Below are 25,864 nucleotides of genomic sequence, written 5' to 3'. Positions count from 1 at the left end.
AAGATTTTAGACTTATATTAAACAACATTTTCTTTAGGCGAAATTTTATTTAAGGATAATTTCATATTCCTTAGGTAAATTTTGAATCTTGTGCCTTTTCCAACGGTACTCTCCACCTTAAGGTTGCCATCATGGGCACGAATTTGTTCGCGTACGAGATATAAGCCGAGGCCTTTTCCTTCTACGTGGGAATGAAACCTCTGATAAAGGCCAAATAGCCTGTCCCCGTACCTTTCGAGATTGATCCCTATTCCATTATCCTCAAAAGTCAAAAGCGTATAATCACCTTCAAGGCTTGTTCTGATAAAGATTACCGGATGCCGGTCAGGATGTTTATATTTGATGGCATTGGTCAGTAAGTTCATCATGAAGTTTTCCAAATGTGAATAGATATAATTGATATTCGGGGCTTTGGTGAAATCTTTATGGATCTCTGCCCTGGAATCTGCAATCTGTTTGGAAAGACTTTTTTCTACATTTTGGGTTAATTGTAGAAAGTTGATCAGTTCAATTTTAGGGATCTTATTTTTTTTGATGGAAACTACTTCAATCAAGTCTTCCAAAGTACCGTTGAGGATATTGGTAGATACTTTTAAATTTTCTATAACCTCTTTATTTTCAGGATTTTCAGGATTTTTGTCATCATAAAGATCAAGCAGTGAGGTAATATTGACAATCGGAGCCCTAAGGTTATGGGATGTGATGTATGCAAAACGCTGCAGTTCTTCATTTTGTGATTTGAGGTCCTTGATCAGCTGTTCTCTTTCCTGTTCCGCATGCTTTGATTCCGTAATATTCTGGGTAACAATCAATATCCTATCAATTTCTCCCTGATTGTTGACCAAAGGTACGCCTATTTTAAGGTAGTTTTGATCATCTAAATTAACCTCAAAGCTTTCGGTTTCTCCTGTAAATATCCGTTCAAGATGGGTTTTAACTTTTTCCCGGACCTTATAGTTGCTGTATTTTGCCAAAAATGAGGTGCCCAACAAATTATGTGCAGTTACTCCCATTGACTGATATTCCTTACCTTCTGTGTAGATATAAGTGAACTGTCTATCTAATACATCAATTTTACCTTTAGGGAAATTCTCTGCAATACTTCTAAAAAGTTGCTCTGAAGCAATCAGCCTTTTTTCAAAGTTCAATCGACTAAGTTCAGCACCTATTCTGTCAGCCAGTATTTTCAGTAAATCCGTAATTTTAGCGTGATAGGGTTTTGGTTTTTCATCCATCAGCACCAATAAGCCAAGCCGTTTGTCATTCAGATCGGAAATAGGAACTCCCATGTAGGTATTGATACCCATATCCACGAGGGGTTTATCATCCTGATATTTTTTATAGGCATCTGTCAAAATGATAAATGGTTCATTGTTGGTCACACAATCCAGACAAGGTGTATTTTCCAACTGGTAGGAATAAGGATTTTGCATGACCCCTTTCTTGAAAAAGGAAATCAAATTGGCAGTAGTTTTTTCTTCATCCACCTCTGCAATAAAACAATACTCCATGCCCATTCTGTTGGCAATGAATTGGGTCAGCTCATCAAAAAACCTTTTTCCACTGAATTTTGAAGTTTTTTCTGTTAGTTCTGAGATGATATTGTGAACATATTCCTGTTCACTGATGTCTTCAAGAATTGCCTGATAGGTCTTGCCGCTTTCCAGCTCTTTGGCATTCATCCTGAGATGGAAAAGCTTATTGTTGAAATAACTGATGTAAGGACCTTCATAAAAACCATATCCATTTTCTATACTGTCCAGATAGGCTTTGGTGATCGGATTATCCCCGAGAAATTCAAACATATTGTTGCCGATCAACAAGTTGGGGTCCTGAATATCAATTTTTTGGATGAAGGTTTTGTTTACATCCAGGATTTTACCGTTCTGGTCATATTGGAAAATAGGCAAAGGATTTTCTTCAAAAAGCGTTTTGTACCTTTTAAGGTTGAGGGAAGATTCAAGCTCTTTTTGCTTGGTATAGGTGAAATCCACAAAAATTCCTGCCCAAATGGACTCATTTTCGTATTGTCTCAACCTATTGGATGCGCCATATACCCATTTTTCCTTGCCGCTAGGCGTGACGATCCTAAAGTAAGATTCAAATTTGCTGTCTGTCAAATAGGCTTTTTTGTCAGCATCTTTTACTTGTTGGAGGTCTTCAGGATGTATCACTTTTTCCAAATTATTTTCATCTGTGATGATATCATTTGGATCCAATTCTGTCAGTTGTTGGCAACCATCACTGATGAAGAGGAATTTGTGGGAATAATCAGGAAGTGCTTTCATCAAATAGACCATTCCAGGAACTACACCGGTGAGTTCATCCAGGACGCTTTTTTTGTCCATCAGGTCCTTCTCTATTTCCTTTAAGGCAGTGATGTCAGAGATTATTCCCAAAAAGATATTTTGTTCTTTTTTCTTACTCTTGAATTCTTTGACTTGATCTTCTACAAATACATAGTAATCGTTCCTATGCAATACCCGATAAATAACCCTATTGGAATGTTCAAATCTTCTTTGATACAGGTGTAAGTCCTCAGGATGAATCAACTTCTCCCAATTTTCAACCTTGAAATCATCAAAGTAGGATTTTGAGTATCCTAATATATTTTCAAGAGCTCCAGATAGTTGTAGGCTATCAGTTTTTCGATCAAATTCATAATAAATTAAATCTTCCTGTACAAAGGGGAGTTCTTCCTGTATGTGTTCTTTGGCTTTTTGGAAATATTCCAGTTCAATCAAACAAAATTGGGATGACAGAGCGGTTTTACTCAGGTAAAGATGATTTGGAAATATGGTTGTCCTTAATACTTCTTTGGATTGGGGAAATTTATCTAAGATTACTCCATTGAAAAAATCAAATTTCTTGAGGATAAAGGATTTCCATTCCTCAAACGTTTTCACTTTGTTCTCTTGAGGAAGACCTGAATAGATGGCGCCCTGCTTTTGGTCCATCAGCCAGGAAAATTTGATGTTATTTTCCCATTCCTTTGGCGTAATCAGGGCATTTATCAAATAAGACTGATCTTCCTGTGCTATTACATAGCCTTCGATTTCGACAAATTGGAAAGATGACTTATTGATTAAAATCGGACAGGTTATTTGATCACCTGTACCTAATTTTTTGAATAAATATTCAAAAATCCCCTCCGGTAAGGTTGGGAATATTTCGTTGAAAAATTTCTCCTGATAAAATTTATCCCCATGTGAAAGAATTCTCCTAATTTCAGAGGATATATATAAAAGCTCAAAAGTACTATCCTGATACCTTTTAAGCGTTAAAAGTATATTGTGAAACTGCTTTTTAGAACCTCGGGTCATCTTAAAATAACTGGATAATACGCTACTACATACCAACTAAAACTACGTATCAAATATAAGAAATAAGTACTGAAAAGTAGGAGAAGCTAGCCATAGAAGGTTTTATTCACCTCCTACATGCTTAAATTTGTCGTTTTAATTGAAATTTGCGCTCAAAAATCTCGAAATCTTCCGGGTCCTGACTATTAAACCGCTTCATTTTGACACTTACCGGCCTTCCTTCTTCTGAACGGAACAATTTGATCAAATCAGATAATTCCCAAAAGTCTATGGGAATTTTATTGATTTCCAAAAACTCATCATTGACCATTATACCGGCTTGCTCAGCAGCAGAATTTTTTCTGACATTACTGACGATAAATCTTTTATCCTCTGTCGGTAACATTTTCGTTGTAATCCCGCTCATGTCAAATTCAAATGGATTTGAAAAAGTAGAACCCCTTTTTATAAATAGCCTTTTTCTTTGATAATCCAGAACGATTTTTGTCCTTCCCCATAATTCTGACCCCAAACTTCCCTGCCGGCCACTTTCCTTGATTACATAACTAAATTCTGTTTCTTCGGGATAGGAGGTGATGACATCCATAAAATTCAACCCATCCAATCTTAAAGATTTGACTCTTCCGACATAACCAAACAGTTCACCTCCAAGTGACCTGCCAAGATCACTTTCAATATGCTTAGGAGGCAGCGTGATTTTATCAGAGGTTTCCATATTGAGCAACAGCCCATGGTTGGCACCTAGGTCAATCAGCAATTTCGCACTCAGCTCTTCGGAGGAAATCTGCTTAACCCTACCCTTAATGTAGGGTTTACCATTATCTATGTCCATCTGGATTTTTCTAAAACCAAAAGGACGCCACCTTAGTCTTTCACTTTCATAAAAAGTTATCAGGCTTTTGTCATAATCAATTTTGACAGGATTATGCTTGAAAAACTCATAACCTATGACGCCAAAGACCGGAACGCCGATGACCATTTCGAGTTCAAAAAAATCATCGTCCAAAACAAGTACTGTCTGGGAAATACCTTCCAACCTGCCCAAATCCAAATGATTTGTTGGAGATACGTTTGCCGTTAGCACGGTTTTTCCATCAGCACCTACCAAGTCCAGTTTCCTGGTGTAGGTCATATTCAGCTGGTCTCCTATCGTCTTACTGAACAGAATATTTGTCTTCACTCCGGTATCGATCAGAAAGTTAACAGGTGTACCACCATTGATGGAAACAGGAAGAATGATCAGGTTATTGGAAGAATAGAAAGGAAGCTCTGTTTTTTTTGCCCTTTCTTTCATATAAAAACCAGGCACTTGGGCATAAAGAGACAGAGACAATAAAATATTGAATAAAAAGCCTACAAGCAGAGATTTAACAATCATGAATGCGTGTAAATTTTGGATTTGATGATTTTAATATACTAATAATATTCAAGCTGTTTACTATTTATACTTCTTGTATAATCAACTTGTTGAGAATTTGTTATGTTATTTTGAATTATTACTTTATGACTGTTTCTTTGATCATGCAGCTCCGGAATTTTTGAAAAAATGTAAAAATCCTGCATATTTAATTTTTGATAGAAAAAGTTATGGCAGAAAAGTCGGTTGTAGAAAAAGCAAAAAAGATTTTTGAGAATTTCCTCCTCAGACAAGGAAGCAGGAAAACCCCTGAAAGGTTTTCTGTTATAGATGAACTATACGCCCTACCTCAGGATGAGCATATAGATGTTGAGGGGCTTTTTTTACTGATGAGAAATAAAGGCTATTCTATCAGCCGAGCCACTATCTACAACACGCTGGATTTATTGGTGGAGTGTGGACTGGCAGTAAAACACCAATTTAAAGACAAGGTAGCCCTATACGAACAGGCATTGACCTATAAGCACCATGACCATCATGTGTGTAACCAATGCAGAAAAATCCGTGAGTTTTCGGACGAAAGGATCAACCTGATCAAAGAAGCTATGGGAAGGGAGTTCCAATCAGGTATTACCAGCCACTCTCTGGTTTTGTATGGAGATTGCCAAATTACGGACTGCGAGAATCTGAGGTTTATCTGATACGGAAGATTTTTTGGTAAACAGGCTTTCTGTATAGAAACTGAAGATACAAAACAGGATAAAGCAGTAAGGTCAGTATTCCTGCAGGCCCTTGGTATTCTATCTCATCTTTGATGATACTGCCATTTTTCTGCTTAATGATTCTGTGCTTATGCTTCCATTTTTTGAGGAAAAAGGGCAAAGTGGTTCCTTCATCAATGAAATAAAATTCCTGTTCATCAGTATGATCATCAGTGATTTCGGAGACCCATTTTTGTTTGAAAAGTAAGAGATTCAATTCCAACATGACAATATCCCCTTTGGATGAACCGTCAAAGCGGAGAAGCTTCACTGGTGGAAAGGGAGGATTCAGCTTTAAAAACAGTGAGTCATTGAAGCCTTCTTTAACCTCAAGGTAACTTTTTTCAACTTTAGTGGAAATATTGATTTTCATATACCTAATATAAGCTTAATCCCAATCAATTGTTTTTACTTAAAGGGGAATCTGCCAAACCCTTTTGATAAAGGCTGATCTTGAATCGATCAAAAATGATAAGGAAAACCTTGAATCTGTCAAACCTTGCCTTGCTAATGATTCGCTAATAGGAATTAGGTTTTGATTACAGAGAAAAAAACATTTGACCATCCGGTTTTTAAAAAATCACTTTGATTAAAAAAGTGAACCACAATAGGAAGTACTCTTATCCGGTTACCTATTGTGGTTCTGTGTAATCTTAATTAAGTTTTTTGAAATATTTGAAGAATTCACTGTCAGAGGACAGTACCAAACTGGTGTTTTCATCCAAAGCTTTTTCGAAACTTTCCATAGACCTTACAAACTTGTACAAGTCTATTGTCTGCCTGTTGCGGTTGTAGGCCGCTGCATAAATATTGGTAGCTTCTGCATCCGCTTTACCTTTGATTTCTTCAGCAAGTTTGAAGGCTTCTGATTGTATCTGCGCCAAGTCTCTTTCTTTGTTACCTTCGATTTTTCGGGCTTCGCCCTGTCCTTCTGAGCGGAATTGGTCAGCAATTCTATTTCTTTCACTGACCATACGGTCATACACCCTATCTCTTACTTCATCTACGTAATTCATCCTTTTGAATCTGAAATCCAGGATTCTGACACCCAGATCTGTTGTACGCTCATTGGCTTTTTCAAGGATGATTTTCTCAATAACCGCTCTTCCAACAGTGATATCTTCCAGAATTTCAAGTTCCTCCATAAATTCCTCCGTGATTTCTGGATCACGGTTGGTGGACCTCACGATATCCAGAAGATCATGACTGGCGATTGCATTCCTGGTTTCCCCGTCCAGGATATCATCCAATCTGGATTGTGCAGACTTCTCATCCCTCAATCGGATAAAGAACTGCAAAGGATTGGTGATCTCCCATCGGGCATAAGTATCCACAAAAATAAACTTCTTGTCTTTGGTAGGAACCTGATTTCTATCTCCGTCCCACTCCAGGTATCTTTTGTCGAAAAACTGGACTTTGTGTAAAAAAGGGACTTTGAAATTTAATCCGGGTTCAGTTCTTGGATCTCCAACAGGCTTGCCAAATTGTGTGACGATTGCCTGTTTGGTTTCATCCAGGATATAAATACTGTTGAGCAATACTATTGCCAACAGGGCGGCTATGATGATGCCAATGGTTCCTTTGGTTTTCATGGGGTATTGCTTTTAACTTTGTCGATATTTAATAGGGGTAATACATTGTTGCCTTTTTCGTCAACGATAATTTTGTTGCCGATTTTGGGAAGCACCCTTTCCATCGTTTCGAGATAAATCCTTTGTTTGGTGACTTCAGGGGCTTTGATATAGGCTTCAAAAAGGGAATTAAACCTTTCTGCTTCACCTTTGGCGCGGTTCACACGGTTGAGCGCATAAGCCTCTGCCAATTGGATGGTTTCTTCAGCTTCACCTCTGGCTCTTGGAATTACCCGGTTGTATTCCGCATCGGCCTGATTGATCAAAGTTTCCCTTTCCTGTTGGGCTTCATTGACCGCATTGAAAGAAGGCTTTACCGGTTCAGGTGGGTTTACATCCTGAAGAACGACCTGATCTATACGCACGCCGTTTTCATACTCGTCGCACATTTGCTGTAGCAATACTTCTACACTGCTCGCCACTTCCTGTCTTCCTACGGTCAATACCTCATTGACAGTCCTATCGCCAACAATCTTCCTCATCGCTGCTTCGGACATATCACGTAGGGTTTTTTCTGCATTTCTAACCCTGAACAAATACTTGTAGGAATCCACTATTCTGTACTGCACTACCCATTCCACATCTGTAAGGTTTAGGTCACCTGTCAGCATCATGCTTTCATCTCCAAAACTGCTTTTGGAATATTCAGATGGCTGGCCGGCACTGCGTGTCCTGAATCCAAATTCCTGCTTGAGCTGTCTTTGCACAGGAATCTTCTGCATCGTCTCCAAGCCATAAGGAAGGATAAAATTCAGGCCCGGCTGTACTGTTCGGTTATATTTTCCCAGTTGGACGACCACACCCTCTTCTTCAGGCCCTACGGTCTTGGTACTGGTAACCACACCTGCAAGGAGCAAAAACCCTATGACTATTCTACCCGCGTAACGTTTGACCCAGTCCGGATCAATATTGATTTCGTATCTGTTTTCTGACATAATAAAAAAGGTTTTCCTTCGACTTAGTAAGGTCTAAAGTAACGAAGGTTTTTTTAAAAGGTTAGCACAAAAATCAGAAATAGGAGCAACCACACCAGATCCATAAAATGCCAATAGGTGGTAAAGAGCTGAATCCTCATTTTTTCATAGGGGTTGGTGAGCATGACCAAATGGCGTATGCTGTCTTTTTCTGTCCTGTTATATTTAACCAACATGATGAGGGAGAATACCATCGCTCCGATCAAATGGAACACATGAATGCCGCTGAGTACATACAGAAAACTTCCACTCGGTAAACCCCTGAAGTCGACCCCCATCATGCTCAGTTCTTTCCATCCGAAAAATTGAAGAAAAGTGAACAATACACCCAGTATAAAAGTAGCCAAAAGGCTTTGTTTCAACTTTGTAAGCGCTTCTTCCTGATAGTGCAAGAGCATTTTCGAAACGGTGTAGCCACTGATCAGGATGACAAAGGTACTGATGATAAATGCTTTTGGCATTTTAAACCCAATTCCTTCCATATTGCCGGTGCCAGAACTCAAAAATGCCACTGTCATGAACAAAAAAATCAGGCCACTGCCCAGCATGCCCAGATACATCAGTGTCTGATAAGGATGCAGGTTTTCTATTCTTTGTAGTAGCGTTACTTTTGTTTTTTCCATAAAGGAATGGCTAATGATTCTATAAACAATTTCAATGCTTCAAGGTTCAGCTTTTTTACAGACAATTTCGTAATTGACCAGAAAAGCAGGAAACAAAATCATTTTCCTAACTTTGCATCCTGGCATCAGCAATATCCTCTCAAGTTTTGGAAAAAAAAGACTTCTTATCCCTTTACGCAAACGATCCATTTGTCAAAAATGTAGCGGAAACAATCGCTCAGCGTACCCAAAAACATTTTCAGATCAAGGGGCTCTCAGGCAGTTTGGACATGATTTTGTTTCATGAGACCTTTAATCAATTGGGAGGGTTTCACCTGATCATTGCCCATGATAAGGAGGAAGCTGCTTATTTGAGCAATGACCTGCAGGAACTGTTTACGGGTAGAGAAACCTTGATTTTTCCATCCAGCTATAAGAAGCCTTATCAATATGATGAAGTAGAAAATGCCAATATCTTACTGAGGGCTGAAATTCTAAACAGGATTTTGGCCAAAGAAAATAAAGATGAAATCATTGTCACCTACGCTGAGGCGCTATATGAAAAGGTAATCAACAAACGGGCACTGAAAGACAATACTTTTGTGGCCAAAGTGGGCGAAAAAGTTGATCTTGAGTTTATTGCAGAGCTTTTGTCTACCTATGATTTTGAAAAAACGGACTTTGTGTATGAGCCGGGTCAGTTTTCCATTAGAGGGGGAATCGTGGATATTTTTTCCTATGCCAATGAGCAGCCCTTCAGGCTGGAACTTTTTGGAAAAGAGATTGAGAGTATCAGAACCTTTGATCCTGAATCACAGCTTTCTGTCTCCCAAATTGATCAGATCAGCATTATTCCAAATGTACAGACAAAACTGTTGCAGGAAGTAAGACAGTCATTTTTGGAGTTTTTACCAGACAATGCCCATATATGGTTCAAGGATTATCAGTTTACCTTGGATACCTTGGATGAGCATTTTGAAAAAGCAGAAAGACAATTTCATCATATTGTCAAGGCAACAGAAAATGAAAAACTGCTGATCAAGCCAACCGATTTGTTTGATAATGCTGATTCTTTTTCGCAAAAGATTGAAGCTTATACCCAAATTGAATTTGGTCATAAATTTTACTTCAAAAAAGCCGAAGTTTTCCAATTCGACTCCCAACCCCAACCATCTTTCAACAAGAACTTTGAATTGTTGGTAGAAAATCTGGTTGACAATGAGAAAAAGGGTTGGCTCAATGTCATCTGTTCGGAAAGCGATAAGCAGATTAGCAGGCTGGAAAATATTTTCCAGGAACTGGATCCTACCTTGAAAGTTCAGTCCATGCTGATCGGACTTAGGGAAGGTTTTGTGGACAAAGGTTTGGAAATAGCCTGTTACACAGATCATCAGATTTTTGAACGTTTTCACCGGTACAAGACCAAACAAAAAGCCAGCAAAAGTAAAGCCCTCACTTTGCGTGAACTCAAGACGCTGAACCCTGGTGATTTTGTGGTCCATGTAGATTATGGGGTGGGCAGGTTCGCAGGTTTGGAAAAAGTAGATGTAGCAGGCAATCTTCAGGAAGCTGTTCGGTTGGTATTCCGTGACGATGACCTGCTGTATGTCAACATCCACTCTCTTCATAAGATTTCCAAGTATTCCGGACAGGAAGGCACCATGCCAATTATGTCCAAATTGGGTTCTCCGGAATGGGAAAACAAGAAGAAAAAGGTAAAAAGCAAGGTCAAGGATATTGCCAAAGAGCTGATTTCACTCTATGCCAAAAGGAGAAATGCTCCCGGGTTCAAATTTTCACCCGACTCAGTTTTACAGGTCGAGTTGGAAAGTTCCTTTGTATTTGAAGACACCCCTGATCAGGCAGCAGCTACTGCAGATGTAAAAGCAGATATGGAAAAGCAATATCCCATGGACCGATTGGTCTGTGGGGATGTGGGCTTTGGTAAGACGGAGGTAGCTGTCCGCGCTGCTTTCAAAGCAGTGAATGATAGGAAACAGGTGGCCGTTTTGGTACCTACGACCATTTTGGCCATGCAGCATTATCAGACTTTCATGGAGCGGTTGAAGGATTTTCCGGTAAAAGTGGATTATATCAACCGCTTCAGGACTGTAAAGGAAATCAAGGAAATCACCAAACAGGTGACAACAGGAGAGATTGATATCCTGGTGGGTACTCATAGGATAGTTAATAAGGATGTTAAATTCAAAGATCTTGGCCTATTGATCATTGATGAAGAACAAAAATTCGGAGTCAAGGTCAAAGATCAGTTGAAAGAACTGAAAGTAAATGTGGATGTGCTGACCCTGACGGCAACACCTATTCCGAGGACCTTGCATTTTTCATTGATGGGGGCTAGGGACCTTTCTGTGATTGCCACGCCACCACCAAACCGACAACCTGTAACCACGGAAATCCACACCTTCCAGGAAGAAGTAATCCGAGATGCCATTGCCTATGAGTTGAGAAGGGGTGGGCAGGTCTTTTTTGTACACAATAGGGTAGGTGAAATTGAATCTATAGCAAACCTGATTTTAAGACTCGTTCCTGATGCAAGGGTAGCCGGTGCCCATGGGCAGATGGATGGCAAGAAGCTGGAAAAAATTATGGTGAAATTCATTGAGGGAGAATATGATGTACTGGTTTCCACCAATATCATCGAATCCGGATTGGATATTCCCAATGCCAATACCATCATTATCAACCGAGCCCACATGTTTGGGTTGAGTGACCTGCATCAGATGCGTGGGCGTGTGGGTAGAAGCAATAAGAAGGCTTTTTGTTATTTGTTGACGACACCGACTTCGGGATTGACGACAGAAGCCAGAAAAAGACTGCAGACTTTGGAAGAATTTTCTGATTTGGGAGATGGTTTCAAAGTGGCTATGAGAGATTTGGATATTCGGGGCGCAGGTAATCTATTGGGCGCCGAACAAAGCGGCTTCATCACGGACCTTGGGTTTGATATGTACCATAAGATCCTGGATGAGGCAGTTCAGGAACTTAAGGAAAATGAATTTGCGGCATTGTTTGAGGTAGACCTCAAAGAAAAAGTGGAAGTATTAGTTCAGGACTGTGTGATTGAGACTGATTTTGAACTTTTGATTCCGGAAACTTACGTGTCCAACATTTCTGAGAGGTTGAATCTCTATTCCAAATTGGACAATATTAAAAAAGAGGATGAGCTTCAGGCCTTTGCAAAATCCATTGAAGACAGGTTTGGCCCCATACCTTCAGTGGTTGATGACCTTTTTGAAACGGTACGCTTGAGGTGGCTGGCCGAACGATTGGGATTTGAAAAACTTACCCTGAAGAATGACTTGATGAAGTGTTATTTTGTACCTTCTTCACGTGAAACGTACTATAAGTCTGATACCTTTGGACAGGTACTTCGCTACATCCAAACACAGCCTAAATATTGCAAGATCAAGGAGATAAAGGGCAGGCTAATTCTTAATGTATCGGGAGTGAACAGCATACAAAAAGCCAAAAAATGGCTTCAGGAAATGAAAAATTGATAAAAATTTAAAAAAAATTAATGGCTTGATAATTGCTTTTCCGCAAATAATATTTGTATTATTTGGTCGTTTTCTGACAAAAAACGCCTTTTGCATTTGAGGGTCATCAAAAAATTTTATTGAATTACGATATTATTGCTTATATATTAGCGTTCTAATTGTGCACGAAAAACAGTATTGTTCAATGGTTTTTGGAAAAGGTAAATTAGGGTTGATTGCAGCTACATTGCTGATTGTTGGCGGAGCCATCCTTTCATCCTGTAACAAACAAACCGGATATGGTAGGAGGACTGCGGCTAAGCCGGGTAAAGTGAGTCCTACAACCGGTGCTGCTTTTAGTTTTAACGACAAGGATACCACAAGTTTTATGGTAACTCGAGTGGCCAAGCAGATTATTGGTCCCAACTTGAAGTATATCCAGGGTGGTAGAGCTGTTTTGGGTTCCCAGGAACAGGACGTCATGGCCTTCAGGGATAACGTAGAGAGAACGGTGACCATCGCTTCATTCTATATGGATGAAACAGAGATCACCAATAATGACTACAGGGAGTTTATTTTCAACATGAGGAAGAAAGTAAGCGCTGACTCCATTTTGAATTTGGAACCTTCTGAAAAAGTTTGGGCGGGTTCACTTTCTTATAATGATGTCTATGACACATACTATTACAGATTCCCGGGGTTTAACTTTTATCCGGTTGTAGGGGTCACTTGGAGTCAAGCTACCGCTTATGCCAAGTGGAGAACAGAGTATGTGAGTGAACTGATGAGAGAGAAAAACAAAATCGACTCTGCACTTAATAAAAATCAGTTGATCGAAAGAGGTGTTTCCCTTCCTGAGTATAGACTTCCTAGTGAAGCAGAATGGGAATATGCTGCCAAAGCGATGATCGGTACACAGTACATGGATGAAAATCAGGAGCAGGGCAGAATTTATCCTTGGGATGGAAGAGGGGTTAGAAATCCTTACAATATCAAAAGAAAAGGAAGACAAGGTGACTTCTTGGCCAACTTCAAAAGAGGTAGAGGTGACTACGCCGGTATTGCAGGTTCTGTTTCCAATGACGGAGATATCATTCCAGCTAACGTTTACGATTACCCACCAAATGACTTCGGTCTTTACAATATGGCCGGCAACGTGAATGAATGGGTAAATGATGTGTACAGACCACTTTCCTATACCGATTTTGATGATTTGAACCCGCTAAGAAAAGACGGCGTGTTTGATGAAGCAGACACCTATGCCACCACGATGATCTCTGATGAATACAGAGTGTACAAAGGAGGTTCTTGGAGAGATGTGACGTATTGGCTAGCTCCTGGTACAAGAAGGTTTATGCATCAGGATTCTGCAGGAAACCATATTGGTTTCAGATGTGCGATGATCGCTATCGGTCAACAAGGTAAATAATCACCCACACCATAAAATTTAAAAAAGGAGCTCAAAGGCTCCTTTTTTTATTTTCAATTTCCAGAGAATTGTTTCACGCTACGATCGCCACGGTATTCAAAGAAAGAGGCTATGTGTACTATGACTCTATGTGGTGAATAATCATTTTTTCACTTTGGGTACTTTGCGAGAAATTAAATTCTATGGTTCACGCCAAGACCGCTAAGTCCGCAAAGAAATTCCCTTAATGAAACCCTTTCACGGCAATAAACTACCGGGCTAAAATGTCGGGATGCCTACCTAAGATAGAAAATCCTACGGCATTTTCTTTTTCCTATTAACTATTCCCTAATTACTGTCCCTTAATGAACCCCTTAATCCCTCAACTCCTAAATGGTTCAAAACTTCCGTGTTCCCCTTCCCACATCTCACATTCAACATTCGCCTTTCAAAATCCAGAATCCCCATATCTCCGGATGTTAGAGCCTACCACTAAGCCATTTTTCAAACCAAATAGCCAAAAACCTTCCTTTCTTTTGCAGAATTCATGTAAATTCAGGCAAAACTAAATGTCTATCTCATAGTACCATGAAAAAAATATATAGAATTGGTCTATCCTTAGCGGTTTTCTGTATGGCTATTATGCCATTGGCGCAAGCACAGGAATCGCTTAGTTATCAGACCCCTCCAAAAGAAATTGCTGATTTGGTCAATGCGGCCCCAACTCCCTTGGTCAGCTTTAGCCGTTCAGGGGATTTCATGCTTGTGTTGGAAAGAGCAGGAAATCCATCCATTGAAGAACTTGCACAACCTGAACTGAGAATCGGGGGTATCCGTATCAACCCGGCGACCAATGGTCCAAGCCGATCAGGGTCTTTTGAAAATGTGATCATTAAAAACACCCGCAATGGTCAGGAACAGCAAATCAAAGGTTTGCCGTCAAATCCAAGATTGGGTGGTTTTTCACTCTCCAAAGACGAGAAGTATGTGGCCCTGACCAATACTTCCAATACAGGTATCAGCTTATGGGTGGTGGACCTGAGCACACTCGAAGCCAAGCAATTGACAGATGAAATTGTGAATGGCGTTTATGGTGGTGCATTTACCTGGACACCTGACAACAAAATTTTGCTTAAAGCCATCAATCCGAAGAGGGGTAATATGCCTAAGCAACCTTCGGCTCCTTCAGGACCTACTATTCAGGAAACTTCAGGCAATGCTGCTCCTTCCAGAACCTATCAGGATTTGCTGACAAATCCATATGATGAAGCTTTGTTTGAGTACTTTATGGATGCTCAGATCATGTTATTGGACCTGAATGGAGGCAAACAAGCTATCGGTAACTCAGGTTTGATCAAGTCTATGGACCTTTCTCCTGATGGTAATTACCTGACAGTGGATCTGATACAAAAGCCATTCTCTTACCTGGTACCTGCATCAAGATTTCCTTACAATGTGGAAATCTGGGATATAGCAGGAAATAAGGTGAAAACCCTTGCCGAAATTCCTTTGGACGAGGTAAGACCAACTGGTTTTGATGCTACCGTTACAGGTCCTCGCTCTATCAATTGGAGAGCAGACAAACCCGCTACTCTTTACTGGGTAGAAGCCCAAGATGGAGGTGATCCAAAAGTTCAGATGGAAGAAAGAGAAATTGTGTACACTTTGGATGCTCCTTTTACTGCCCAGCCAACCAAATTTGCCAGTGTAGGCTACAGGTTCCGTGGTATCTATTGGTCTGATGACAACTTTGCCCTTTTGAATGAAGGTTGGTTTGCTTCCAGACAGCAAAAAGTTTCCCGCATTAACCCATCCAAACCAGGCGAAAAAGGAACCGTGGTCATTGAGCGATCTTCCGATGATATCTACAATGATCCAGGAAACCCTGTTTTCACGACAAATACCTTAGGTAGAAGCGTATTGTTGAGAAAAGGAGATGAGGTTTACATGACTTCTGAAGGCGGTAGCCCGGATGGTAGCATGCCTTATTTGTCTGCTTTCAATACCAAAACCAAAACTGAAAAAATTCTGTGGAGGTCTCAGGCACCTTATTATGAGCGAGTGACTAAAGTTCTGAATGCTGATGCTACAGAATTTGTGACCATCAAAGAAAGCACAGATATACAGCCTAATTATTGGTTGGTCAATACCAAAAGAAGGATTGCACCTATGCAGATTACCCAATTTGCACATCCTTATGAGTCCATCAAAGGAATCAATAAGCAGTTGGTGAAATACAAGAGAAATGATGGTTTGGACCTATCTGCTATCGTGTATACGCCTGAAGGCTATGATCCTGCCAAAGATGGCAGATTGCCAGTGGTAATGTGGGCGTATCCAAGAGAATACAAATCAGCAGCAGTAGCTTCACAGGTAAGAGGTTCTAAATATACCTTTACCAGGTTGAGCTGGGGTTCTCCTATTTATTGGGTAACCCAAGGTTATGCCATCATGGATCAGACCGAAATGCCTATAGTTGGAGAGGGAGATGAGGAACCAAATGATTTCTTTGTAGAGCAATTGGTAGCCAATGCAGAAGCAGCCATTGATTTTATTGTAGAACAGGGTATCGGTGACAGAAACCGTATTGCGGTGGGTGGTCACTCTTATGGTGCCTTTATGACGGCCAACCTGCTTTCCCATTCAGATCTATTTGCTGCAGGTATTGCCAGAAGTGGTGCATACAACAGGACTTTGACACCATTTGGATTCCAATATGAGCAAAGAACGTACTGGGAAGCTCCTGATGTATACAATACCATGTCTCCATTTATGAATGCCAACAAAGTCAAAACACCAATTTTGTTGATTCATGGTGAAGCGGATAATAACTCCGGTACTTTCCCTATTCAGTCTGAGCGTTATTACAATGCTCTGAAAGGTCATGGGGCTACTACGAGATTGGTATTTTTACCTCACGAAAGCCATGGTTATGCTGCCAAGGAATCTATTCTGCATACTTTGTATGAGCAGCATGAGTGGTTAGAGAAGTGGGTGAAGAATAGAAAATGAGAAGCGAGAGACGAGAAGCGAGCTTGCCTACCTTCAGGTAGGATACGATAGACTAGAAAATAGAATTTCGGAAGGCGGATTTCGGAAATCCTAAAATCGCATGAATTAGACCTTTGGGTACGCTATGGTGTACTCAAAGGTCTTTTTTTGTTTCATCCAGTAAAAACCTTTGCGTGCTTTGCGAGAAATTTCTTTTTTAGGTTTCACGCATTGAGCGCTTAGTAAACTAGTTATCAGTCAATATTTGGAGCAAACCCCGTACTGCTGTAATGTGGAGTCCAGCTTCAGGAGAAGCAGGACAACTGCTTTGTGCCTTCTTGGCTATGAATTTGAACCGCAATAGCACTACAAACTCTTGTACATGATATAGGTATCTACTAATCCTAAGCTTTGATGCCTGAACCCTTGTGGTGTAGTACCAATAATCGAGAAGCCACAGCTTTTCCACAGCTTGACGGCAGACTCATTGGTACTGACGACAATGTTGAATTGCATGCCCAAGTATCCTTTTGCCCTGGCAAAATCAATAGAATGTTCGCATAAAAGTCTGCCTATGCCTTTTCCTTTTTCCTCAGGATGCACCATGTACCCTGCATTGGCAACATGGCTGCCCAAACCGGGTTGATTCGGCTTGACATAATAGCTTCCCACCACTTTTCCTAGGTTATCCACAGCCACAAAAGTATCCATATTGTCTGCAAACCAGAGTTTTTTCAGATCAGCCTTGGGAGTATTTGGTTCAAATGAAAATACATCCTCTCCGGCAATCACATCCGAAAAAATCTCCCAAACCCCATCATAATCCAATTCAATATCTGCTTTCTTGATTATCATTCTATTTCAACTATTATCAATATCCATTAATATCTATCAATATCCACCAGTATCTCTACCTATTTCAATCTATTTCAGGTGATCCCCATCGGGTTCAGTTTATCCTCTAATTTCCAATATCCATCAATATCTCTCAATATCCACCAGTATCCATCAATCTATTTCAAATTTATCTTCAACACATAATCATCAGCGGTCATAAAGAAAGTCTTTTCATTTGTGGAAAAAGCACAATTGGAAGTAGCTTCACCGGTTCTCAGCCTGCCGAGGACTTTTCCACTCGGATCAAATACCCAAACCCCTCCAGGTCCGGTGGCGAAGATGGTTCCCGAACTGTGGATTTTCATGCCGTCAGGTAGTCCTTTGAATCCTTGTTTATCCACATGTTCCGTAACATCAAAAAATAGCGTTCGATTGTGGATAAGTCCATCAGCCTGTACTTCATATCTGTACCAAACTGCCTTTTCGGGATCGGAATTGGCCACATAAAAATATTCCTCATCCGGACTGAATGCCAGACCGTTGGGTCGGGAAATGGTATCGAGCAGTACCAACTCTCCGTTGGTTTTCAGACAATAAATCCCTTGGAAGTCCAGTTCCTTTGCAGGGTCATCCATGTTGAATTCCAGGCCATATGGTGGATCGGTAAAGTACATATTTCCCGCTTTGTCAAAGACCACATCATTGGGGCTATTGAATCGTTTGCCCTGATACTTATCCACAAGGTTTACAAATTGGGACTTTGGTTGATCGAGCGGGCTGTCCATGCGTGCCATGCGGCGGTCTCCGTGTTGGCACATGACCAATCTGCCCTGCCGGTCCAAAGTCAGGCCATTGGCGCCTACTTCTCCACCACGAGGGGTATCACTTGTATATCCTGAGGGTTTGAGGTAGAGACTGAGTTCGCCTTTGGAATCGATTCGAAAGATGGAGTTGTTGGGGATATCAGTAAAAATGAGGCTTTGCTGTTCTTCCAGCCACAGTGGTCCTTCTGTCCAGGCAAATCCTTGGGCCAGGATGTGGAAAGGTGTATTGGGGTCAATCAATTCCAGAATTTGATCATCGAAAATTTCTATATAGGCGTCTTTTTTCATAGCGTTAGGTTGGTGGCTGCAGGAGAATAAAAACAGATTTATCCACAAGGTGACAATTACCAATCTATTCATGGTTTCATGTGGTTTTTAGTGATGTTTTCACCTAAATTAAATATAATTGTGTAAATGGTGAATATTCTTGCGGCAGATCAAGGATATTTTGAAGCACTGATGAAGCAGCTAATACAAAACATTTGTTTTTTAGATCTTGAGGTTGTGCCCCAAAGTGGAAAGATTTTGGATCTTGGGGCGGTCAAAGTTGATGGAAGTACGTTCCATGCATCTAATCTGATTAAATTTGAGGAGTTTTTGGGCAGCCCAAGGTATATTTGCGGTCACAATATTATAAGTCACGATCTCCCATACCTTCAAAAGAAGGGATTAAGGTTTCATACTATAATTGATACTTTGTTCCTTTCTCCCTTGCTTTTTCCTCAAAAGCCTTATCATAGACTTGTTAAAGACGACAAACTTCAGACTGAAAGCCTTAACAATCCTCTCAATGATGCATTAAAAGCCAAAGATCTTTTTTACGATGAAGTGAGTGCTTTTTCCGACTTGGATAAGAATTTACAGAAAATATTCTTTGGATTACTTTCAGGAACGGAGGCCTTTAAAGGGTTCTTTGAATACCTGGGTTTTCACACAACCGTTGAAAATCTTTCTGAACTTATCCATAGTTATTTTATCGGAAAAATTTGCTCTCATTCAGACGTGGATAAATTTTCAAGACGGCAGCCCATTGCTCTTGCCTATGCGCTTTCCCTTATTCATTGCGGTGACAGATTCAGCATTACTCCTCCTTGGGTATTACAACGCTTTCCTGATACGGACAATTTGATGACTTTGTTAAGGGGAAGACCCTGTCTTTCCGGCTGCTCCTATTGTTCAAAAGAATTTGACATCCGCGCTGGATTGAAGCGGATTTTTGGTTTCGAGAAATTCAGAACTTATGGAGATGAGCCTTTGCAAGAAAAAGCAGTAAAAGCAGCGGTGGAAGGCAGATCATTATTGTGTATATTCCCTACAGGCGGTGGCAAATCCATCACATTTCAGTTACCGGCCCTTATGGCGGGAGAAAGGGAAAAAGCCCTAACCCTAGTCATTTCCCCCTTACAGTCTTTGATGAAAGACCAGGTTGATAACCTTGAAAAAATGGGTATCACTGAGGCAGTTACGATCAATGGGCTATTGGACCCCATTGAAAGGTCAAAATCATTTGAAAGGGTAGAAGACGGTTCGGCCTCTATCCTCTATATTTCTCCGGAATCTCTGCGCTCCAAAAGCATTGAAAAGCTTCTCTTGGGACGAAAAATTGATAGGGTGGTGATCGATGAAGCGCATTGCTTTTCTTCTTGGGGGCAGGATTTCAGAATTGATTACCTCAATATCGCGGATTTTATACAAAAGCTTCAGGAAACCAAAAACCTTTCTGAACCTATACCAGTCTCCTGCTTCACAGCTACTGCCAAGCAAAGGGTCGTTGAAGATATCCGCAATTACTTCCGCGAAAAGCTTTCCATCAATTTAGAAATTTTCCACTCGGGAGTATCAAGGACCAATCTTCGCTTTGAAGTGGTGGAAAGGACCAAAGAGGAGGAGAAGTATGCAGCACTTCGTGATTTATTGGAAGCCAAATCTTGTCCATCTATCATATATGTTTCCAGAACCAGGAAGGCCTTTGATCTGGCTCAGCGGTTGAATAAAGATGGTTTTCCTGCACGTGCCTACCATGGCAAGATGGACAAAAACGAAAAAAGCCAAAACCAGGACGCCTTTATTTCGGGAGAAGTGAATACCATGGTGGCCACCTCTGCTTTTGGCATGGGTGTGGATAAAAAGGATGTGGGTTTGGTGGTGCACTATGAGATATCCGATTCTCTGGAAAACTATGTACAGGAAGCCGGCCGTGCAGGAAGGGATGAAAATATCGAAGCGGAATGTTTTGTCCTTTTTGATGAAGAGGATCTCAGTAAGCATTTTATTCTGCTTAACCAAACCAAAATTACCCTCAAAGAAGTCCAACAGGTTTGGAAAGCGATCAAAAATCTCACCCGCTTCAGAAGTCAGGTGAGTAATTCAGCTCTTGAAATTGCACGTCAGGCAGGTTGGGATGATTCCATGCGGGAAATAGAAACCCGTGTAACTACGGCAATTGCAGCCTTGGAGGATGCTGGCTACCTCAAGCGCGGACAAAACATGCCCAAGATCTTCGCCAGCAGCATTCAAGTTGCCAATGCTCAGGAAGCTATCCAAAAAATAGAAACCTCCCCAAGATTTTCCCAAAACCAAAAAGTTCAGGCTGCCCGAATCATAAAGAAACTCTTTTCTTCCAAAAGCAGGCAAAAACGTTTGGAGGATGAGGCAGAGGCAAGGATTGACTATATCGCCGACCACCTGGCCATGGTCAAAGAAGAGGTCATTGAAATCATTCATCTGCTCAGAGAAGAAGAAATCCTGGCCGATTCCAAGGATCTACAGGCATTTATCCGGAAATCAGATGCTCTACAAAAACCCATGGAAATTGTGGAAAACATCGGTTTGCTGGAAAATTACCTCTTGGACCAAATTAACTCGGAAGCAAAGATTTTTCAGATTAAAAGCCTAAATGAAGGTGCTGCGTTGGAAGGATTAAAGGGAATAACCCCTGCCAAAATACGTACCGTGATCAACTATTGGGCCATCAAAAATTGGGTCAGCAAGCAGTTTTCCACATCCTCCAAAAACCATGTGGAATTGAAAACAAATCTTTCGAAAAAAGAGCTGAAAGAAAAATTCCGCAAAAGGCATGACTTGGCCCGTTTTATTGTTGATTATCTTTTTCGGAAGGCTGCTTTGACAGAACCGGACCTGCCTTTGTTTTCCGGGGAAATGCCGGTGGACTTTTCGGTGCTGGAACTTAAAGAAGCTTATGAATCTGAAACAGGACTTTTTGAAAGAAATTGTACACCCGTCGAAGTGGAGGATGCTCTTTTCTATCTATTGAGGATGGATGCCATAAAAATCGAAGGAGGATTTTTGGTGCTCTACAACCGATTGACTATCGAACGCACCGAAAGAGACAATAAAGCCCGATACAAGCAGGAAGATTACCAAAAGCTGGAACGGTTTTACGAAAACAAGGTACAGCAGATCCATATTGTAGGAGAATATGCCAAAAAGATGATTGCCGACTATAGGGATGCCCTACAGTTTGTAGAGGATTATTTCCAGATGAATTATACTGCATTTCTCAATAAGTATTTCAAGGGCAACCGCCAAAAAGAAATTAGTCGTAACATTACTCCAGCCAAGTTCAGGAGGCTTTTTGGGGAGTTATCCCCAGCCCAACTGAAGATCATCAATGATCAAAACTCCAGGAACATTGTGGTGGCTGCTGGACCGGGAAGTGGAAAAACCAGGATTCTTGTACATAAACTAGCCGCTCTCCTGCTGATGGAGGATGTGAAACATGAGCAGTTGCTAATGTTGACTTTCTCTAGAGCAGCAGCCACGGAATTCAAAAAGCGTTTGATGGAACTTATTGGAAATGCGGCCCTCTTTGTGGATATCAAAACTTTTCATGGCTATTGTTTTGATATTTTGGGTAAGGTAGGCAGTTTGGACAAAACTGAAGATGTAATTGCACAGGCCACCCAAATGATCAGGGAAAATAAAACCGAACCCAAGGAAGTCACCCGTACCGTCTTGGTTATCGATGAGGCACAGGATATCAGCAGTGAAGAGTTTGCCTTAATTGAGGCACTGATGGAACAAAATGAAGACATGCGGGTCATTGCCGTAGGGGATGATGACCAGAACATTTATGAATTCCGGGGTTCCAATGCGGCATACCTTGAAAAATTCATCAATGAAAAGCATGCTCTCAAATATGAATTGTTGGAAAACTATAGGAGCAAATCCAACCTGGTCGATTTTTCCAATCAATGGGCATCAACGATTAGCCAAAGGTTGAAAAGTACTCCAATCATTGCCCATGCACCAGAATTGGGTATTTTACGGGTGAACGAGCACCAAGGGACCAACCTCATAAGCCCTTTGGTAGATGATCTTTTATCCACCAAACTCAAAGGCAGCGTAGGAATTCTTTGCAGAACCAATGATGAAGCTTTAAGCATCCTTAGCTGTCTTTTGGAAAAAAATATTTCTGCCAAGCTGATTCAAAGTCATGATCAATTCCATTTGTTGCAACTATTTGAAATTCGTTTTTTCTTAAATTCCCTTTCGCTGGGCCCAGGCCAATTCACAATTCCGGAAGAAAAATGGAATAGGTCCAGGCAGCAGTTGGAAACTGCTTTTGGTCATAGCCACAAATGGGAATTGGTCAAGCGTCTATTGGATGATTTTGAGCAGATCTTTCCCAAAACCAGATACCGAACGGACTTGGAAGAATTTATCCAGGAATCCAAAACAGAGGATTTTACGGATCAGGAATACGGCACAGCATTGGTGTCCACAATCCACAAAGCCAAGGGCAAGGAGTTTGATCAAGTTTATATTATGCTTACCCAGTCCGATTGCAGGGATGATCAAGAGCGACGCCTTTTGTATGTAGGAATGACCCGGGCCAAGTCGCTACTGTCCATACATTATCGTGGGAATTATCTGGATGGCCTCATCGCTGATGCAATGGAAAAGTTTGTGGTTCCAGCAATTGCAGAGGATCAAGGCTCTTTGATATTGCAACTTGGGATGAAGGATATTAATTTGGGTTTTTGTGCCTTTCGACAAAAGCTCATTCATCGCTTGCGGACCGGAGACCTGTTAAGCTTCGAAGAAAATGATTGTTTCAACGAACAGGGTCAGACAGTTCTTCGCTTTTCCTTAGCGTTTCAGCAAACCTTAGCTACCTATTTTGAAAAAGGTTATACCATAAAGCAGTTATCGGTCAACTGGTTAGTTTATTGGCACAATTCTGAGACCGAAAAGGATGTTTTGGTGGTACTGCCAGAGTTGGTGTTGAACAAAGAAAGTTAGAAACGTCTGACCTTGAGTTAGGGAATTTCATTTTTCATAGGCATTCTCCAAATGGAAAAAACTCAGCCTTATTCCTTTTAGGCGATAAAAAGCCAAAGGATTGGGCTGAGTTTTTTCAAGTTGAGAAAGTGGGGAATAAACCCTTAGGATTAATTGGTGATTTCACCGTCTTTTTCTTCTTTCTCCTTTTTGTTGAAATGTTTTTCATAAAAATCGAAAACCCTTTTCCAATGATCATGGAAATCGCTCTCGTTGCTAGCGGCACCTGCACCGTGACCTCCTTCTAGGTAATTGACCCAGGTCACATCTTTTCCTAATCTTCGCATGGCATAATAGAGTTCCCTTGAGTTGGTGCCGGGAACATTCCAATCCCCTTCACCTGTCATGATCAAATGAGGGGTTTTGATTCGGTCTGCATACAGCACTGCAGTGGTGGCGAGGTATTTCAAAGGTTCATCCCAAAGCGTTCCCCCGATGCGGTCCTGACCATATTCAGCGGCGGTATAATTCCTCGTTCCGATCTTTGGACTATCGCCGAGGAAACTGATGATATTGACCTTCCCGGAAATATTGATCGCTGCAGCAAATCTATCAGTTTGTGTAATCAGTAAAGAAGTAGCATAGCCACCATAGCTTCCCCCTTGCACGCCGACTTTGTCATTGTCTACCTTCCCTTCATCTACCAGTTTATTGATGGCTGCGGTGATTCCTTTTACCCAAGCTTCACCAGGATATCCCATTTCCAGGTCCACCGATGGACGCAGGGCAAAATACCCCTGATTGGCAAAAAGGTTCATATTTCTATTGTAGCCATTGGCAAGGAATGTTTCATAGACTTCGCAGACCAGCGGATACTTTTTGCCCTCTTCGTAATCCACTGGATAGTACAGAATTCCTTTGAGTTCTTTGCCATCTACATTTCTATAGGTGATCAATTCAGACCTTGTCATCTTTTTGTCTGCTAACCATGGATTGAGATTGGTCAAAGGCTTCATTTCTGCAAAAGACCAATCGCTTACTATCAAATCAGCAGGCATATCTCCATCAGATAGATTCAAAACGACAACATCTGCATGTTTTGATTTCTGTAATCCTGTGTAGAGGCGATTATCCAGGATCAGATCTTCCATCTTACGATCAGCGAGGTCAAATCGGACAAATCCCCTTCTCCAACGGTCTTTTTCACTGTAGGAAAAATACAGGTTATTTTCATCCTTCGACCAATGTGCAAGATTTAAGTTTGGTGCTTTTTCTTTGTCCTCAGGAAATTCATATACCATTTCCAATTGCTCACCTTGGGTATTCGCTAACCAATAGCCCTTGTCTGAACTCAGGAGTAATTTGTTTTCGGAAGGAGACCATGAAATAATGGAAAACTTCACTTCTTTTTTCTTTTCCTCATCAGTGAAGGCCTTTCCTTTGGTGAGATTAAGCGCATCGTCTTGACCCAATGTTTGTACAAAAACATAGCCTGAGTCCACCCAAGCGAACTTACTTTTCGTGTCTGACCAGTTATAGTTTCTTCGTTGTTTGTTCCTTTTGTAAAGGATATGCGTAGAATCCGGGCTGTCCAGTTGCTTATAGGATACTTGGTATTCTGTCCCTTCATTTCTGACATAAGAGGTTTTCAGGGGGAAAGTCTCATTGAAAATTAAAAATTGATTGTCCTCTGAAAGGTAAATACCCCCATAATTGGCTTCCGGAAGTATTTCCTGAGACTGTCCATTCGACAGGTTTACTTTTATCACTTTGGTCAAAGCGTTTGTATTTCTGATTTCATCCCATTTGAGAAAGGGCTTATTCCCATCATACACCACAACCGGTCCCTTAGTAGCTTCATTGTACAGGGCCATGGCCCTATCCAACCAATCATTGGTTCTAGCATGGAGAAGTATCGATTTGCCATCGGAAGTCCAAGTCAAGTCCGAATTGGCCAACAAAAGGTTTCCTGCAATCTTTATTTCTTTTAGTCGCTTGCGGTTTATATCGAATACCATAAGGTGGAGCCTGTCACCCTTTTGCTCCAAAAATGCCAGTTCTTTGGAGTTTGGAGACCAGGAAAGAGATGTTACTCTGGATTGTTCCTTATAGGGATACACCATTTCTCCATTTTGGGTATCGAGGATGACAAATTCTCCCGGTAAGACATTGAGGTAGGAAGGGTCTTGAAATCTGAAATGGTCCACATCAAACCTGGAGCTGCCATCTGAAATCACCCCCGCCAACCATTTTCCATCATCGGATAAAGTAGTACTGCCGATGGATTTGACATTAATGGCATCTGCGACGGTGAAGTTGGTTTTCTGGGCAAACGCCAGTTGGGATATCAGCAAGCTGATCAGGAAAAGGGGGAAGTAGGAAAGTTTTTTCATGGGATGATTGTTGGTATTTATT

General features: G+C 41.0%; 14 protein-coding genes. 5 read left to right on the top strand and 9 right to left on the bottom strand.

Annotation, left to right across the window (positions count from 1 at the left end; genetic code table 11):
- Positions 1–17: 17 nt before the first annotated feature.
- Both ACFFIP_RS01365 and ACFFIP_RS01360 read right to left on the bottom strand, forming a co-directional pair.
- The gene (locus ACFFIP_RS01365; RefSeq protein WP_382385767.1) at positions 18–3,323 is read right to left on the bottom strand and encodes a PAS domain S-box protein; all 3,306 of its coding nucleotides are present in this window, start codon (positions 3,321–3,323) and stop codon (positions 18–20) included.
- Between the two features lie 121 nt (positions 3,324–3,444).
- The gene (locus tag ACFFIP_RS01360; RefSeq protein WP_382385766.1) at positions 3,445–4,701 is read right to left on the bottom strand and encodes an aspartyl protease family protein; all 1,257 of its coding nucleotides are present in this window, start codon (positions 4,699–4,701) and stop codon (positions 3,445–3,447) included.
- A gap of 209 nt (positions 4,702–4,910) precedes the next feature.
- Between ACFFIP_RS01360 and ACFFIP_RS01355 the strand changes: the two genes are divergently transcribed.
- On the top strand, positions 4,911–5,381 hold the full coding sequence (locus ACFFIP_RS01355; RefSeq protein WP_382385765.1) for a Fur family transcriptional regulator: 471 nt from the start codon (positions 4,911–4,913) through the stop codon (positions 5,379–5,381).
- Here ACFFIP_RS01355 and ACFFIP_RS01350 read toward each other — a convergent pair.
- From ACFFIP_RS01350 to ACFFIP_RS01335, 4 genes are all read right to left on the bottom strand, one after another.
- On the bottom strand, positions 5,374–5,814 hold the full coding sequence (locus ACFFIP_RS01350) for an SRPBCC family protein (protein WP_382385764.1): 441 nt from the start codon (positions 5,812–5,814) through the stop codon (positions 5,374–5,376). The two genes, ACFFIP_RS01355 and ACFFIP_RS01350, sit on opposite strands and share 8 nt — an antisense overlap.
- 280 nt (positions 5,815–6,094) lie before the next feature.
- A complete protein-coding gene (gene hflC, locus ACFFIP_RS01345) occupies positions 6,095–7,033 on the bottom strand; it encodes a protease modulator HflC (RefSeq protein ID WP_382385763.1) in 939 nt (312 codons plus the stop codon).
- Positions 7,030–8,007, bottom strand: coding sequence for an FtsH protease activity modulator HflK (hflK, locus tag ACFFIP_RS01340; RefSeq protein WP_382385762.1), 978 nt, complete (start codon positions 8,005–8,007; stop codon positions 7,030–7,032). The genes hflC and hflK overlap by 4 nt, the downstream gene beginning before the upstream one ends.
- A gap of 53 nt (positions 8,008–8,060) precedes the next feature.
- On the bottom strand, positions 8,061–8,669 hold the full coding sequence (locus ACFFIP_RS01335) for a cytochrome c oxidase subunit 3 (protein WP_382385761.1): 609 nt from the start codon (positions 8,667–8,669) through the stop codon (positions 8,061–8,063).
- 146 nt (positions 8,670–8,815) lie between these two features.
- Here ACFFIP_RS01335 and mfd point away from each other — a divergent pair, with 146 nt between their 5' ends.
- The 3 genes from mfd (at position 8,816) to ACFFIP_RS01320 (ending at position 16,565) form a co-directional block, all read left to right on the top strand.
- Positions 8,816–12,166: a transcription-repair coupling factor gene (gene mfd / locus ACFFIP_RS01330; RefSeq protein WP_382385760.1), complete on the top strand. Its 3,351-nt coding sequence runs from the start codon at positions 8,816–8,818 to the stop codon at positions 12,164–12,166.
- A gap of 184 nt (positions 12,167–12,350) precedes the next feature.
- Positions 12,351–13,574: a gliding motility lipoprotein GldJ gene (gene gldJ, locus ACFFIP_RS01325; RefSeq protein WP_382385759.1), complete on the top strand. Its 1,224-nt coding sequence runs from the start codon at positions 12,351–12,353 to the stop codon at positions 13,572–13,574.
- Positions 13,575–14,141: 567 nt separating this feature from the next.
- A complete protein-coding gene (locus ACFFIP_RS01320; protein WP_382385758.1) occupies positions 14,142–16,565 on the top strand; it encodes a S9 family peptidase in 2,424 nt (807 codons plus the stop codon).
- Positions 16,566–16,910: 345 nt separating this feature from the next.
- On the opposite strand, the gene ACFFIP_RS01315 is transcribed toward ACFFIP_RS01320, so the two are convergent.
- Complete coding sequence (locus tag ACFFIP_RS01315) at positions 16,911–17,399, bottom strand: GNAT family N-acetyltransferase (RefSeq protein ID WP_382385757.1); 489 nt, start codon at positions 17,397–17,399, stop codon at positions 16,911–16,913.
- A gap of 158 nt (positions 17,400–17,557) precedes the next feature.
- Positions 17,558–18,565 carry an SMP-30/gluconolactonase/LRE family protein gene (locus ACFFIP_RS01310; protein WP_382385756.1) on the bottom strand — a complete coding sequence of 336 codons (1,008 nt, stop codon included), beginning with the start codon at positions 18,563–18,565 and terminating at the stop codon, positions 17,558–17,560.
- A gap of 54 nt (positions 18,566–18,619) precedes the next feature.
- On the opposite strand from ACFFIP_RS01310, the gene ACFFIP_RS01305 reads away from it, so the two are divergent.
- The gene (locus ACFFIP_RS01305) at positions 18,620–23,470 is read left to right on the top strand and encodes a RecQ family ATP-dependent DNA helicase (RefSeq protein ID WP_382385755.1); all 4,851 of its coding nucleotides are present in this window, start codon (positions 18,620–18,622) and stop codon (positions 23,468–23,470) included.
- A gap of 149 nt (positions 23,471–23,619) precedes the next feature.
- On the opposite strand, the gene ACFFIP_RS01300 is transcribed toward ACFFIP_RS01305, so the two are convergent.
- Entirely contained in the window at positions 23,620–25,842 is a 2,223-nt protein-coding gene (locus tag ACFFIP_RS01300; protein ID WP_382385754.1) for an alpha/beta hydrolase family protein, read from the bottom strand.
- Positions 25,843–25,864 lie beyond the last annotated feature (22 nt).

Source organism: Fontibacter flavus (assembly GCF_042432905.1).
Classification (GTDB): domain Bacteria; phylum Bacteroidota; class Bacteroidia; order Cytophagales; family Cyclobacteriaceae; genus Fontibacter; species Fontibacter flavus.
This window is presented reverse-complemented; position numbering and strand designations above follow the sequence as displayed.